A 15,659-nucleotide genomic window follows, 5' to 3' on the forward strand; every position below is an offset into this window, starting at 1 on the left:
TTTGATAAATTATGCGCGTATTCTAGATCATTATAATTATTTTAATAGTGCTAACACTCAAAATTGCTATATTTTCTGGTGTTTTGTGCCACCGCAGATACTCTTCTGTCCAGTTCAAACTTAGCTAACTCACATTTTGCATGGTCTGTTTCTATCATCCAGTTTAAAAAGCTCGCTGGCAGCGTGGAGTATGGCTCTCCAGCATGAAGTCCAAAATCGCAGATATCATTATCCTGTTTCATCTATGTGCCCCTGTTGTTCTTTTTGCCATCGCCATGCTAACAAATTGGCTCAGAGATTAAAGAACAATTAGCTAAAACGGATGGCATTTTTATTATTTTTAGTTATATAAGTGTTAAAAGTAATGTGATCCACTGCAACACAATGAAGGCACATCCTGCAAGGTAGAGGCGAAAACGCGTTCGAATATGGTTACTACCGATATGAACATAGGCATGCGCAATACGACTAATTACAAACAGTAGGGCGAAGATGCTGAACCACAACGTAACAAGTTTCATTGCGAGTGCGGCAAGAGAAACCACAAAAAACAACACGGGAATTTCGAACTGATTAGTAAAATTTCTGGATGCCAGAATGACTTCTTCGGGCGCGTTGTCGAGCGCCATGGTTTTGAATTGATCAAACTGGATCTGTTTTTCTCGTGCAGCTTTAAATCGACGTTTCCCCATAATGACCATGATGACTAAGGTCAGTAGAGTTTGTAAAAATAGCGCGGCGAGCAGTAAATAAATGGATGTCGGCATAGATTCCTCAGTTTACGAAGTGTTACAAAACAAAAAATTTCTATATTGCAAAAGCTTAGTCGAATGACGATGATAGTCTGGTTCCAAAAAGTAATTATCACAATAATGGATTGTTTTATGAAAAAGCTATTCGCAATTAGCACACTTACCTTAGCAGTTTTGACTGGATGTGGTACAACTTCTTCACTTAATCATTCAGACACGACTGAGCATCTTCTTTCAGAGCAACTGGTTGTAAGTCCTAATGATGATAGACAATATCAAACGTTAACCTTGGAAAATGGCATTGAAGTCATTTTGGTATCAGATCCATCTGTATCGAAGTCAGCGGCAGCGCTGAGTGTTGGCGTTGGTCTACTACACGATCCTATGTCTCAGCAAGGGATGGCGCACTATCTTGAACATATGCTATTCCTTGGTACAGAAAAGTATCCAGATAGCAAAGGTTATTCTGAGTTCATGACCAAAAACGGTGGTGCACACAATGCTTACACTTGGTTGGATATTACTAATTATATGTTCAAAGTGAACAACGATGCCTATGATGAGGCGTTAGACAGGTTCTCCGACTTCTTTAAATCTCCAAAGCTTTACCCTGAGTACACAGAAAAAGAAAAAAATGCAGTAAACGCAGAGTGGTCTATGCGTCGTGAAATGGACTTTTTTGGTCAATTTAAACTTGCACGAAACATGATGGGAGAGCATTCAGCTAATCGCTTTCTTATTGGTAACCTAGAAACGTTAGGTGATAAAGAAGGTAGCAAACTACATCAAGAGACCGTTGCTTTTTATGATAAGTACTACTCTGCGAATATCATGAAGTTAGCCATGATTTCTAACGAGCCGATTGAGCGGATGGTGGCAAAAGCGAAAAAGCATTTCACGACAATCAAGAATAAAAACATCGAGAAGCCAGGGGTTAAGCAATCGCTTAACTTCGATAACGTTGGGCAGAAGTTGGTCCACTACAAACCAAATGAAGACGTAAAGACGCTACAACTTGATTTCACTATCAAAAACAACGCAAGCGCGTTTGCGGTTAAACCGAACTATTTCATTACATACCTTCTAAGTAATGAAATGGCGGGTAGCCCAGCTCAAGTACTAAAAGATAAAGGCTTAATCTCATCGTTAAGCGCATTCGCGACACCAAATAGTTATGGCAACTATGGAACATTGCAGATTGATATTCAGTTAACCGATGAGGGCTTAAAGCAACGCGAGTTAATTACAGGTACGGTACTTGATTATATCGATATGATCCGTGATAAAGGCGTCGATAGCCGTTACTTCAAGGAAATCCAAACGTCGCTAAATAATCAATTTAGGTTTTTAGAAAAAGGCGATGAGTTTGGTTACGTCAGTAACCTCGCGGATAGCATGCAGCATTACCCAATGAACCACGCTATCAATGCGAGCTACTACTATGCGCAGTTTGATGCTGATGCTGTTAATGCTGTCTTGAAGCAATTAACGCCTGAGCAAATGCGGGTATGGTATATCAGTAAAGATGAACCTACTGATGCAAAACTACACTTCTATGATGGTGAATATCAGATTGTAGACTTAAAGCGTAGCGATTTTGATAAATGGAAAGAAGAGGCAAATTTCGATTTAGCACTACCTAGTGTAAATACCTTGCTACCAGAAAACTTCGCACTGAAAACATCTGCGGATGATGCGAAAAAGGGCGTTCAGAAGGTTATTGATGCTGATGGCGTAACGGTTTGGCATGCTGCGAGTGAGCGTTTCTACCAACAGCCTAAAGGTAGTCTGAAAATCTACGTCAATAACCCTAGTACATTAAAAGACATCAAAACTGAGGTTGCACTGTCGATTTGGGCTGATTTATACCGTTTGGATAAAGCAAAGTTAATGACAGAAGCGAGCATAGCGGGTATGCATCTTGGGCTGACTCCTGCAAATGGGATAATGCTAGATATTTCAGGTTTTACTGATAAGCAAGCTTTATTAATAAAGGATGCGCTCTCTGGTGTTCGTGTAGAAACGAATAAGCGAGCATTTGACCAAGCCATTGATCGTTACGTACGCGGCATTAAAAACCAAGAAAAAGAATTCCCATTCAGACAAGCTTTCGGTGTTTATCAAAAACTTATCCGTTCAGGAAGTTATGATGACTCCGCATTGATATCAGCAGCTAAATCTTTGACTCTGGCAGACTTAGATAAAGTGCAGAATCAAATTCTGACGAATAACCAAGTTCGTGTTTTTGCCTATGGCAACTACGACAAAGCCGATTTGCAAACAGTAAAAGAGACGCTTGATAATGCGCTGCCTAAACGCCAAAAAGTGACCGAGTACGCACGTGCTAAATATTGGCAACCAGAGCAAAAGCAGACACTGGTATGGCAACAAGACATTGATGTTGCCGATGTTGCTGTGATCGATTTTGCAGTGCACCCAATCAAAGGCTATGCGCAAAAGGCGGCGGCGATGGTGCTTCAAGGGCACTTAAGGACGGCGGCGTTTGAACGTCTGAGAACCGAAGAGCAGCTAGCGTATGCGGTTGGCGCAACGAGTGTCGCTATTGACGAATATTCAGCGCTAGGCTTCTATATTCAAACACCGGTAAAAGATGCTAAAAGCATGCAAGCTCGCTTTGACGCGTATAAAGATGAATACGCTAAAGACTTAGCCACGTTAGATGGGGCAACGTTTGAGCAGTTAAAAAATGCAGTGTTAGTCTCATTAACCGAAGAGCCAAAAAACCTTTCTGAAGAACTACAACCATTAATAGGCGATTGGTTCAAAGAAAATATGGCGTTTGATTCCGAAGCTAAGTTAATCGCTGCAGTTAAAGCGGTCACATTAGAAGATATTAAAGCGTACTATCAGCAAACTGTAATGAACACCGATGCTGCTAGATTAAATATTCAATTACGCGGTGCTAAGTTCCAAGCTGAGCCGTTTGCAGATTTACCGAAGCAAACTAAACTAGACTCAGTTGAGCAAATGTATAAAAACGTGAAATTCCAACAGTAACCAGTCGGTATTTCAGTAGTAATGAAAAGCTGGGCAAATTCGTTTCCCAGCTTTTTTATTCGCTTATGTAAATGCTAAAGTTCCCATGGAAGTTAATTAACCTGAGCTGCGGATAATTAATGCCTTTCTAGCAGCCAGTTTTAGCGCTAACTGCGTTGAATTCACTTCCAATAGCCAGCTATTGGTGCGTAAATTCGCCTTGCCTACAGGATGTAGGTACCTTAGCGAGAGCAGGACGCGGAAGCGGTGTTTTCCCTAAAACTCTCTGGCTAGACAAGGAAAAAACTAAGTTGTGCTTTAGAAACAATGAGTTGGAGCATTCCTTATCCAAACCTCAGGTTAATTATGATATTTTTGGAGGCAGAATGACGATAGCGATGGGAGAACGGATCTTTTTAAGGAAAGCAACTTTAAATGATGCCGGCTTCTTACTCAGGCTTTTGAATCAAAAAAGCTTTATCGATAACATCCGTAATAAAGGCATAAAAACGCAACAACAAGCTGAGGAGCATATCGAGCAAGCTTACCTTATTCCCTATCAAATTGGTAAGCCTGCAGCTTACATCGTTGTAGAAGCAAGCAGCAATACTAGTATTGGGTTGTGTGGCTTATATCAAAGACCTTTTTTTAATATTCCAGACTTAGGTTATGCGCTTTTAGATGAGTTTACCGGAAAAGGCTATGCGTCTGAGGCCGTTAGGTTACTTATGGAACATGCTAAATTAGAACAAAGCTACATCAAGTTAGGTGCTATTACATTAGAAAGTAACCGCAACAGCATTAACCTACTTAGCAAAGTGGGATTTAGTCGTATTGGTAAAATAATAATTGATAATGACTTAACACCTGTAGTGGTGTTTGAGTGTCAACTATAAATGCAGACTTATTTGTGCAGTTAGTTGGTTAAAGTTTTTTTGATGTGCAGATACAAGAGCACTAAAGCCATCCTGCTCAAGCGTTGCTTCAAATTGGAATGGCTGCACTTGGGTTAGCTGATAGCTCCCTTCTTTGTACTGATAAAGATACCAAGTTCCACTCATCACAGCGCCTTTTTCAAAGTGCCCTGCAAACTCGTTAATTTCTACAACGAGGCGTTGATGTTCTTGCGTGTTGCGATAAAACTTATCGCTTTTAATTGCAGTGGTTTTATTGGTTGCATTTAACGCGTTTACTAAACTCCAAGTCAGCATATCGGAAGGTGGCTGAGCCCAAAAATGAAAATTAGCGATATTTACTTTGTTCTCTGGTTGATATTGCACTAAAGCTTGCTGATCAAACAATTCAATCAACTGCACTTTATCAACCAAGAGAACGTGATTGAGCTCAACTTGCTTTTCGTCAGCGACACTCTTTGCTTCTAACTGATAATAACTAACCGGCTGCGATGGATTCGTTATACAGCCCGTTAAACAAAATAAAAGCAAAAATGTCGCTAAGCCAGTCTTCATCTATTTTTTCCTTGGGAGTGGATCTGTACCGCTCTCTTTATTGAAAATAAGCATATTCGGTTGCTCATTCAACCCTTTAGAAATAGGCTTTAAGCGATTTGACAAACTTTCAAGTTCTTCAAGGGTATTACTAAGTTGATCCATAACACCTGAACCTTTTTGGTACTGAGTCATGGTTTGCTCAAATTGCTTCAAGCTTGATGTGAGCTGGCTTAACGTATCTTTTAAGCTCGTTAAATTACCGCCAACCTTGTCTGTTATATTGTTATTATTGATAGACTCTACGAGTTGATTCATTTCCATTGCTAGTAACCTGTGTTGCTGAAGGGCACCTTCTAGTTCCTTAACAGTTGTTTCAAGAGGTAACCCATTTAACTTGTTCAGTAAGCTTGTGACCTGTTCAGAAAGTGCTGTAATACCGCTCGGAACGCTAGGTAATACTGGATAAATAGTCGTTTTGTTTGAACTAACGACTTCTGCACTTGGATAAAAGTCTAACTCTATATATACCGCACCTGTTAACAAATTGCCACTTTTTAGTGACGCTCTAAGGCCGCTGCTAATCCATTTGTCTATATTTTCTGACCAATATGTTTGTGCAAGCTGTGCATCTTCGTAAATGCGGCCGTACTCAATTTTAACCAATACAGGCACAGAAGTGTTATTTTGTTGAAAGTATAAAGGTCTATCGTCGCTAACACCAGTCGCAGGAACTTGCTCTATCGTACCAATTCGCATACCTCTATATTCAATTGGTGCGCCAGCTCGAAGTCCTCGAATTGATTGCTCAAACTCAATGAGATAGTAATCAAAGTGATCAAAACGTTGCTCTAAAGCCATTGCAAAGTTTTTGTGTAAGGCGTAGGTTTTGTTTTCGAGCGCCGCAGTGCCGCTTGGCATAGTTGGTGGATAGTCAACAGAAATCCCGCCCTTGATCATCTTTGCTAGCGATCCTGTCGACACTTCAACGCCTTCCGTTGATAGTTTAAAATCAATGCCGGAACTAATCCAGAAAATAGCGTTGTCTGTGATAAGGGTATCGTATGGCGAATAGATGAAAATACCATATTCCATTTTTAAGCTTTCGACACTAAAGTGCGCAGACTCAACCTGACCCACTTTATAATTGCGGAAAAAAATACTGGAGCCAACGTCTAATACTTCAGCATCTGAAGCCACGAGTTGGTAGCGCTTTCCTTGCACCTCTGAGCCAATTAATGCAGGTTCATCCATTAAGGTGAATATGCTCGAACGTGTTTTTGCATCACCAGGGGAGAGCTCTATATATACTCCAGAGAGTAGCGTATTCATGCCTGAGATGCCGGATTCATCAATTCTAGGTTTTACTACCCAAAAAGAGGAATCTTCAGCCAATAAATCACGGTAGGGCTGTAAAATCCTAACTTTTGCAATCACTGCATTTTGCGCTAACTCAAGCTTTAATGACTCGACTAACCCGACCTTAACGCTTTTTACTCTCACCTCAGTTTTGCCTGCAATTATGCCATCTGCGTCAGTCATTTTTATAAAAATAGTATGGCCTTTATTTGCCTGATGTTGATATAACATCCAGCCTGTGATGAGCAACGCGATAATTGGAATAATCCATATCACTGAAAACTTTGGTTTGTCTTCTATATCAGCTTGAGTAGTCATTGATTATTTTTATCCCACAATAATCTTGGATCAAAACTATTAACGGCTGCAATTTGGCAAAGCACCATCAAAGTAAAAAACACGATACCAATTTCCGGCTCGACATTTAGCACCGTACCAAGTTGTACCAAAGACACTAAGATTATCACCACAAACACATCTATCATCGACCAGCGACCAATAAATTCGAGCAAGCGGTACACTTTTGTTGCTGTGATTGGGTCTTTGGGTTTTTTAACTCGTACAAGTAAGTAACTCAATAGTAACGCTTTTGCGATAGGAATACATATACTTGCGAGAAAAATAAGTGTTGCTACGGGATAAGAGCCGGCTTCCCAAAGCACTTGAACGCCGGAAAAAATCGTTGCAGGAGTATGAAGCCCAAGACTGATGGTATCCATGATGGGCAGAAAATTAGCAGGTACAAGTAGCACGACGCTGGTGAGCATCCAAGCTAAGCTTTTTTGCGTTGATTGAGATTTGCGGTATTTTAGTTTGGCGTAGCAACGCTGACATTTTTCACCTTCACCCAAAAAGCCACAAACCTTGCAACGTTTTAGCGTGGAAGATAAATTCTGTGGCTCCATTAGGTGACGATTACATTGAGTCTGATTACGCCACATGTACTCGTGATCGAAAAGTGAGAGCGCTTCAATAAAACACAAAACGAACAGAATATAGGCCCAAAACCCAAGGCCCATCTCCAATTCAGCGAAAGACATTAATTTAAAAGCGCTCACGAGCACGGCGACTAAAAATATATCTGTGAGATTAAGCGGTTTTAGTGCTGAAAGTAATTTGGCTAAATGCCGGGCATTGTGCGCATTGATGATTTGCCAATACTCGGTGTGTGCAAGTAGTAGCAACGAGCATACGGCAACAGGCATAACTAAAATAGTGAAGGCAAATAACCCAGCTAGAAAATAGCTGTAATGTTCAGCTAACAATATGAGCGCTTGCCAGAGGCTTACAACTTGAGTGATACCGTGTTGCGTGTAGGAGATAAAGTCTGGAAATAAGCTTGCGAATAAAAATAGTAACGCAGAAAAGCTGAAGGCTTGTACTAATTGGTTTTGGTGTCCTTGTACATGACACAACACGCATCGACAGTTTGGGCACACCGCACGCTTTTGGGACTCGATAGCGTCTATTTCAACAAGCGTATCGCATTCAGGGCAAGCTGTAATCACACAAAAATCCGTTGATTTCCTTTTATGCTAGTTTGCTTGATGCGCCCAAATTTATCAATGTTAATCAAATACCGCGACGGTTTGGCGGCTTAGGGCGAGCAGCTTGCCATCTTGTGACCAAATTTTAGCATCTTCAATACCATAACCATTTTGGCTATGGTGGGTCACGGCTTCAAAGCCCAGCCAAGAGTCTGAGTCGAGTGAAATATCACACAAAAATTCTATGTACCAAGACATACTGCTGGCGGGGCTTGGCGCTTTACACATCTGGAGTAAGGTTGGCGGCCATGAATCAGCAAGAGCTAGTGTATGTAGTTCATTTACCGATGTAGTTTGTGCTTTAAATCGCATCCAACCACCTAGATTTGAAGATGGTGCACCTGTAAATGGTAAAGCCCCTTGCTGGGCATTGAGCGCGACATGCTGGAAAAATGCAGGCATCACACCTTCTTGGTATGGAAGCACTGCCTTTGGATTAACATCTGAAAGAGTGGGGCTATCGACATTTGTAACTTGGATAGCGGATGCTCTATCTTTACCAAAGCACCCGATAGCAATAAGACAAACCTCGCCTGATTGGATCAGTTGAGTTTGCATTTGGGTTGCATTTTTTCCGCTACGCAAAATCGTTGTTGCAACGGTAAATGGTGCGCCTTCTAGCAGTGGTCCGACAAAGTTTACGCTCACAGAGAGCAGTCGACGAGGCTCTTTCAGTTGATGCTTCATGCTTTGCACTGCTATTGCTGCAGACAATCCGCCAAACGCAGTGCGGCCTTGACACCAACTTGCAGGAAACGTCATTTGTGCTTGCGCTTGCTGTAAATGCTCCGACTGAATAATTTCATCAAATGTCATGTTGTCATTTCTCATTATTTATTGTGTTGCATTTAGCATAACTGGTCTAACCAGGTAATCAAGCGTCAAATACATCGTATTTTCTTCTTCACTTGTTTCAAAATAAGCAATTAAGGGTGTTTTTTTGACCGAAACGTTCGAAAAGCAAAAAAATTTCAATTTTTTTCATTTTTTTTTAGTTGTGACGCTTGAATTACAAATTGGTGACCTTATTTATCAAATCAACTAACTGAACAACGAATTTTGAAGTCGGAGATGATTCATGGGTAAAATTATTGGAATCGATTTAGGTACTACTAACTCTTGCGTAGCGGTACTTGATGGTGACAAGCCGCGCGTTATTGAAAATGCTGAGGGCGACCGCACAACTCCTTCTGTTATTGCATTTACAGATGATGGTGAAACACTAGTAGGTCAGCCAGCAAAACGTCAGGCAGTGACTAACCCTAAAAATACACTTTACGCGATCAAGCGTCTAATTGGTCGTCGTTTTGAAGATGAAGAAGTACAGCGTGACCTTAGCATCATGCCTTTCAACATCGTAAAAGCGGACAACGGCGACGCTTGGGTTGAAGTACGTGGTGAGAAAAGAGCTGCACCTCAGATCTCAGCTGAAGTTCTTAAGAAAATGAAGAAAACAGCTGAAGATTTCCTTGGTGAACCAGTAACTGAAGCAGTTATTACAGTTCCTGCATATTTCAACGATTCACAGCGTCAAGCAACAAAAGATGCTGGTCGTATCGCAGGTCTTGAAGTTAAGCGCATTATCAATGAGCCGACAGCAGCAGCACTTGCCTACGGCATGGATAAGAAGCAAGGCGACAACGTTGTTGCAGTATACGACTTAGGTGGTGGTACATTCGATATCTCAATCATCGAGATTGATGAAGTTGAAGGCGAGCACACCTTTGAAGTACTAGCAACTAACGGTGACACTCACCTAGGTGGTGAAGACTTTGATAACCGCGTTATCAACTACCTAGTTGCAGAATTTAAGAAAGACCAAGGCATCGACCTAAAAACCGACCCGCTAGCGATGCAGCGTGTTAAGGAAGCGGCTGAGAAAGCGAAGATCGAGTTGTCTTCAGCACAGCAAACTGAGGTAAATCTACCTTACGTTACTGCTGATGCAACAGGTCCTAAACACATGAACGTTAAGCTAACTCGTGCAAAACTTGAGTCACTAGTTGAAGACTTAGTTGCGCAATCAATCGAGCCACTAAAACGTGCACTTGCTGATGCAGACCTTTCTGTAAACGACGTAAATGACATCATCCTAGTTGGTGGTCAAACACGTATGCCACTGGTACAGAAAACAGTAGCTGAATTCTTTGGCAAAGAGCCACGTAAAGACGTTAACCCTGATGAAGCGGTAGCAGTTGGTGCGGCGGTTCAAGGTGGTGTACTTGCGGGTGACGTGAAAGACGTACTACTACTTGACGTTTGTCCTCTGTCTCTAGGTATTGAGACTATGGGTCAGGTAATGACTGCGTTAATTGAGAAAAACACGACTATTCCAACCAAGAAGTCGCAAACTTTCTCGACAGCAGAAGACAATCAGTCTGCAGTAACAATTCACGTACTACAGGGTGAGCGTAAGCGTTCAAGCGATAACAAGTCTCTAGGTCAATTCAACCTAGAAGGTATTCGCCCAGCGCAGCGCGGTGTGCCACAAATCGAAGTTACTTTTGATGTGGATGCTGATGGTATCTTACATGTGTCTGCGAAAGACAAGGACACAGGTAAAGAGCAGAAGATCACAATCCAAGCTTCTTCAGGTCTAAGCGACGATGAAGTTGAAAAAATGGTACGTGATGCAGAAGCAAACGCAGAAGAAGATAAAAAGTTTGAAGAACTAGTTGGCGCTCGTAACCAAGCTGATGCACTTGTTCATGCTACACGCAAGCAAGTTGAAGAAGCGGGTGACGACCTTCCAGCTGATGACAAGACAGCAATTGAAGCTGCACTTGGCGAGCTAGAAGCAGCAATCAAGAGTGATAGCAAAGACGAAATTGATGCTAAGACACAAGCACTAGCAGAGAAATCGCAAAAGCTTATGGAAATCGCTCAAGCAAAAGCGCAAGCTCAACAAGCTGGCGGTGACGCAGGTGCCCAACAAGGTTCAGCGAAAAAAGACGACGACGTAGTTGACGCTGAATTTGAAGAAGTTAAAGACGACAAGTAATTGTAGGTCTTGAGTGAGGGCGCGCTGGCTGTATGGCTTGTCGCGCCCTACGTGTTTATAAATTAGACTGTTGTCTGGCATTAATTTGCAAGCAACAGAACTCAGCAGAGTTTGCAACGACATAAGTTGCCAAGAAAGAGTAGTGTGATAAAAATGTCTAAACCTGACTATTATGAAGTATTAGGTGTTGCGAGAGACGCCAGTGAACGTGACATTAAAAAGGCGTATAAACGCCTTGCAATGAAATATCACCCTGATCGTACTGCTGGTAACGCTGAACTCGAAGCGAAATTCAAAGAAGTAAAAGAAGCTTACGAGATATTGACTGATAGTCAAAAACGCCAGATGTATGATCAATACGGCCATGCAGCTTTCGAACAAGGTGGTGGTGCTGGTCATGGTGGATTTGGCGGCGCTGGCGACTTCGGCGATATTTTTGGGGACGTATTTGGTGATATTTTTGGTGGTGGCGGTGGTCGTCGTCAATCAAGACAACAGCGTGGTGCAGATTTAAGATATAACTTAGAGTTAAGTCTTGAAGAGGCAGTACGTGGGAAGGAAGTGGATATCCAAGTACCAACTTGGGTGAGTTGTAAACCATGTGACGGCAGTGGTGCGAAAGCTGGTTCTAAGCCTAAAACTTGTACAACCTGTCATGGTGCAGGTCAAGTACAAATGCGCCAAGGCTTCTTTGCGGTACAGCAAACTTGTCCAACTTGTCAGGGCACAGGTCAGATCATTTCGGACCCGTGTAACAGCTGTCACGGCCAAGGCCGTGTGGAGAAAACGAAGACACTTAACGTTAAGATCCCAGCAGGGGTTGATACGGGTGATAGAGTGCGTTTGTCTGGCGAAGGTGAAGCGGGGGCACATGGTGCTCCAGCCGGCGACTTGTACGTACAAGTGAGTGTAAAAGAGCACCCAATCTTTGTACGTGACGGCAATAATTTGTACTGTGAAGTGCCAATTAGCTTCACTACGGCAGCACTCGGTGGTGAGATTGAAGTGCCGACCCTAGATGGTCGCGCAAAACTGAAGATCCCATCGGAAAGTCAAACAGGCAAAATGTTCCGTATGCGTGGTAAAGGCGTGAAGTCTGTGCGTAGCGGTGCGGTAGGCGACTTAATTTGTAAAGTTGTCCTTGAGACGCCAGTAAACTTAAACGAGCGCCAAAAAGAGCTTCTGCAAGAGTTTGAAGAGTCTATGGGTGAAAACAACGGTAAGAACCGTCCTAAGGCACAAGGTTTTTTTGACGGCGTTAAGAAGTTCTTTGATGACTTAACTAAGTAACTTAAGCTTATTGAAAATGCCCGCTGCGATAGCGGGCATTTTTGTTTTGATGGATGATGGGCCTCATCGTAAGGCGATAGCATAAGTGTTTGTTTCTTGGTATAACAGAAATCAACATCTGCTTAAAAGGAGTTTGTAATGACACCGGCAATTAACCTACTTAAAAAGGCGAAAGTGGCGTTCCAAGTGCTGCAATTTGAGCACGACCCTAACGATCACGACTTTGCTAATGAAGCAGCGAAAAAGCTCAACCTAGACCGAGAAAAAGTATTTAAAACCCTGCTGATTGACGTTGATGGTAAATTGTATGTAGCTGTTTCTCCTGCCACGCAACAAGTGGATTTAAAAGCCTTTGCTAAAGCGTGTAAGGGGAAAAAAGCACAGCTTGCAGATCAACACAACGCGCAAAAGGTAACTGGTTATTTAATTGGCGGTATAAGCCCGTTTGCGCAGAAAAAGCAGCTGCCCACGTTACTTCACGAGAGTGCTTTAGCATTTGAGCAAATTTATGTTAGTGCGGGCAAGCGGGGAGTTGAAGTCGTTGTTTCACCTGCTACGGTAGAGCAGCTATGCAAAGCAAAAATTGCACTGTTCTAACGGCAGGCTCAGCGTAAAAAACCATCTTGATTATAGATAAAATGCCATTTTATGGCGGCTAAGACCGTCAAAACTCCTCGTTCATTCCTATTTTTCCCACTAAGAACAGTAATTTACTTTTCTCAACTTACAGATGTAAGCCATTAATTTAGCAGTCATTTATATTAATCACTCGATAACTCAGTAAAAAAGCCGTTAAAAAATTAAGTAGAGTAATTGATCTAAACGAATTTTTATGCCGTAATGTAGGTATATCTATCTGGTCGGATGAGTTAATTATGAGCCTAAGAACGAATTTAAGAAAGATCCTCCCAAGCATTTCAATCACAGAACAAGAAGCATTAGATGCCGGTGATGTTTGGTTAGAAGGGTCAATTTATCAAGGTAAGCCTGACTTTTCGGCGCTTCGTGCTGTACCTGAAGCTAAGCTAAGTGCAGAAGAACAAGCTTTTTTAGAAGGTCCAGTTAAAGAATTAATGGGTATGATCGATGACTCGGAAATTCAAAATGGCAAACACCTGCCAGAGCACGTGCTTGAATTTTTGAAAAAAGAGAGATTTTTCTCTTTGATCATTCCAAAAGAATACGGCGGTCTAGAGTTTAGCCCTTACGCAAACTCAACGATTGTAGGTACGATTGCGACTAAATCCTCTGCGGTAGCGGTAACGGTGATGGTTCCTAATTCACTAGGTCCGGGTGAGTTATTGCTTCATTATGGTACTAAAGAGCAGCAAGCGCACTACCTTCCTCGCTTAGCAAATGGTCGTGATATTCCGTGTTTCGCGCTAACAAGCCCTGAAGCTGGTTCCGATGCCGGTGGCATTCCGGACCAAGGTATTGTTAAAAAAGGCATGCATAACGGTGAAGAAGTACTTGGTCTTGAAGTAACATGGGACAAACGCTATATCACACTTGCGCCGATTGCGACGGTACTCGGTTTAGCCTTTAAAGTATTGGATCCTGAGGGATTACTAGGCGGTAAAAAAGAACTAGGGATCACCTGTGCGTTAATTCCACATGACCATCCGGGTGTACAACTAGGTAACCGTCATGACCCGATGGGGATACGCTTCTACAATGGCACGACACGTGGTGAAAAAGTCTTTATTCCAATGGACTTTATTATTGGTGGCCAGAAGAATATCGGTCGCGGTTGGCAGATGTTGGTAAGTTGTTTAGGTGCTGGACGTGGTATTTCTTTACCAGCGCTAGGAGTTTCAACTAGCCAAGTCGCACTGAAATCGGCATCTGAATACGCTGCGGTACGTGAGCAATTTGGCCTTTCGATCGGCCAGTTTGAAGGTATTCAAGAAAAGCTTGCGGATATCGCTGGCAAAGCATACATGCAAGAGGCGATGCGGGTATTAACAACAGAAGGTTTAGGTATGGGTCTTAAGCCATCAGTAGTAACAGCAATTGCAAAATACCACATGACTGAAACTGGTCGTGACGTATTGGACTCTGCAATGGATATCCTTGCAGGTAAGGCTATTCAAAATGGTCCTCAGAATACCCTTGCAAGCGGCTATGTTGCCCAGCCAATAGCGATTACCGTAGAAGGTGCAAACATTCTAACGCGTAACTTGATGATCTTTGGTCAAGGTGTAATGCGCTGTCACCCCTATTTGCAGTCGATGGTTGAATCTATTCACAGCGAAGAGAAAGACGCCGACAGTAAATTCCGTGGTATTTTGACAAAAACAGTTAGCTATAGTGTTGTCAACAGCTTACGTGCTTTCAAATATGGTCTTATGCCATTTACTGCTGATGCAAAATCACCATTACCTGAAGTGCGTGCGTATGAAAAAGCCGCGCATAGATTAGCAGCTAAGCTTGCGGTATACGCAGACTTTTCATTGCTCGTACTAGGTGGAAAACTGAAACAAGCAGAAATGCTGTCAGCACGCCTTGGTGATGTAATGAGTCACTTGTATGCAGCGATGGCTTCAATCAAATACTATGAGCAAAAAGTAGCAGTAGCAGAGCGTGAGCAAGCAGCACCTTATTTCCATTATGCGACAAGGCATGCACTTATCAGTGCAGAAGAAGCGCTACATAAATTCTTAGATAACTTCCCGGCAAGTGGTACTCGTAAATTTATGCGTGTGATCACGATGCAGTTTGGTGGCAAACAAATGCCTAAAATTAATGATGATATGATCAGAGAATTGGCCGCCGCGGCGCAAATGGATACGCCAATCAAAGCGCAGCTTACTCATCTTGTGAAGCCTACCGCAGGTGATGGTCATGATATCAATGAGCAAGCATATAAAGCTAAGATGGGTTGCCTTGACCTGCTTGCCAAAGTTAAAAAGGCAGTTCGCAAGCGCGAGATCCAACCAGGTGTTCGTTTCGAGCAAACATTAGATAATGCGCTCGTTGGTAACCTTATCAACGAAGAAGAGTACGCAAAACTGGTTGATTACAATCGCAAGCGTGAAAAAGCAATCCGAGTGGATGAGTTTGACTTCGATTTAAACTTGTTAGATGAACAAAGTGCGAAAGAAACAGTCAAGCAAGCCGTGAATGAGTAAGTTAAACAAATAACTTTTTTGTAAAAGTAAAAGCCCTTAACCAATTGGTTAAGGGCTTTTTCATGTTGGGTAAAGATAATAACACCAGCTATAATTATCAAGCACTGTAAAACGGTTTGCTTATTATACCAATT

At 42.3% G+C, this 15,659-nt stretch carries 12 protein-coding genes; 6 read left to right on the forward strand and 6 right to left on the reverse strand.

What is annotated here, in order from left to right; all coding sequences use genetic code 11:
- Positions 1–50: 50 nt before the first annotated feature.
- Both CTT31_RS20070 and CTT31_RS20075 read right to left on the reverse strand, forming a co-directional pair.
- Positions 51–242: a hypothetical protein gene (locus CTT31_RS20070; RefSeq protein ID WP_039495063.1), complete on the reverse strand. Its 192-nt coding sequence runs from the start codon at positions 240–242 to the stop codon at positions 51–53.
- A 102-nt stretch (positions 243–344) separates the two neighbouring features.
- Positions 345–767: an MAPEG family protein gene (locus tag CTT31_RS20075; protein ID WP_069019300.1), complete on the reverse strand. Its 423-nt coding sequence runs from the start codon at positions 765–767 to the stop codon at positions 345–347.
- Positions 768–884: 117 nt separating this feature from the next.
- Between CTT31_RS20075 and CTT31_RS20080 the strand changes: the two genes are divergently transcribed.
- A complete protein-coding gene (locus CTT31_RS20080) occupies positions 885–3,770 on the forward strand; it encodes an insulinase family protein (RefSeq protein WP_260492882.1) in 2,886 nt (961 codons plus the stop codon).
- Between the two features lie 365 nt (positions 3,771–4,135).
- The gene (locus CTT31_RS20085) at positions 4,136–4,645 is read left to right on the forward strand and encodes a GNAT family N-acetyltransferase (RefSeq protein WP_260492883.1); all 510 of its coding nucleotides are present in this window, start codon (positions 4,136–4,138) and stop codon (positions 4,643–4,645) included.
- Here the strand turns inward: CTT31_RS20085 and CTT31_RS20090 are convergent.
- The 4 genes from CTT31_RS20090 to CTT31_RS20105 are packed head-to-tail and all read right to left on the reverse strand — an operon-like array spanning position 4,640 to position 8,919.
- On the reverse strand, positions 4,640–5,218 hold the full coding sequence (locus CTT31_RS20090; RefSeq protein ID WP_260492884.1) for a PqiC family protein: 579 nt from the start codon (positions 5,216–5,218) through the stop codon (positions 4,640–4,642). The two genes, CTT31_RS20085 and CTT31_RS20090, sit on opposite strands and share 6 nt — an antisense overlap.
- Complete coding sequence (gene pqiB / locus CTT31_RS20095; RefSeq protein ID WP_039495072.1) at positions 5,219–6,874, reverse strand: intermembrane transport protein PqiB; 1,656 nt, start codon at positions 6,872–6,874, stop codon at positions 5,219–5,221. It abuts the gene before it with no gap.
- Complete coding sequence (locus tag CTT31_RS20100) at positions 6,871–8,064, reverse strand: PqiA/YebS family transporter subunit (protein WP_039495075.1); 1,194 nt, start codon at positions 8,062–8,064, stop codon at positions 6,871–6,873. The genes pqiB and CTT31_RS20100 overlap by 4 nt, the downstream gene beginning before the upstream one ends.
- A 60-nt stretch (positions 8,065–8,124) precedes the next feature.
- Positions 8,125–8,919, reverse strand: coding sequence for a thioesterase family protein (locus tag CTT31_RS20105; RefSeq protein ID WP_260492885.1), 795 nt, complete (start codon positions 8,917–8,919; stop codon positions 8,125–8,127).
- Between the two features lie 262 nt (positions 8,920–9,181).
- On the opposite strand from CTT31_RS20105, the gene dnaK reads away from it, so the two are divergent.
- The 4 genes from dnaK (at position 9,182) to CTT31_RS20125 (ending at position 15,525) form a co-directional block, all read left to right on the forward strand.
- A complete protein-coding gene (gene dnaK / locus CTT31_RS20110) occupies positions 9,182–11,104 on the forward strand; it encodes a molecular chaperone DnaK (protein WP_102058005.1) in 1,923 nt (640 codons plus the stop codon).
- A 153-nt stretch (positions 11,105–11,257) separates the two neighbouring features.
- Positions 11,258–12,394: a molecular chaperone DnaJ gene (dnaJ, locus tag CTT31_RS20115; protein ID WP_138580617.1), complete on the forward strand. Its 1,137-nt coding sequence runs from the start codon at positions 11,258–11,260 to the stop codon at positions 12,392–12,394.
- Between the two features lie 138 nt (positions 12,395–12,532).
- A complete protein-coding gene (gene ybaK, locus CTT31_RS20120; protein ID WP_260492886.1) occupies positions 12,533–12,991 on the forward strand; it encodes a Cys-tRNA(Pro) deacylase in 459 nt (152 codons plus the stop codon).
- A 278-nt stretch (positions 12,992–13,269) separates the two neighbouring features.
- On the forward strand, positions 13,270–15,525 hold the full coding sequence (locus CTT31_RS20125; RefSeq protein ID WP_260492887.1) for an acyl-CoA dehydrogenase: 2,256 nt from the start codon (positions 13,270–13,272) through the stop codon (positions 15,523–15,525).
- Positions 15,526–15,659 lie beyond the last annotated feature (134 nt).

The sequence above is a fragment of the Pseudoalteromonas maricaloris genome (assembly GCF_024746855.1).
In the GTDB taxonomy this organism is placed as follows: domain Bacteria; phylum Pseudomonadota; class Gammaproteobacteria; order Enterobacterales; family Alteromonadaceae; genus Pseudoalteromonas; species Pseudoalteromonas maricaloris.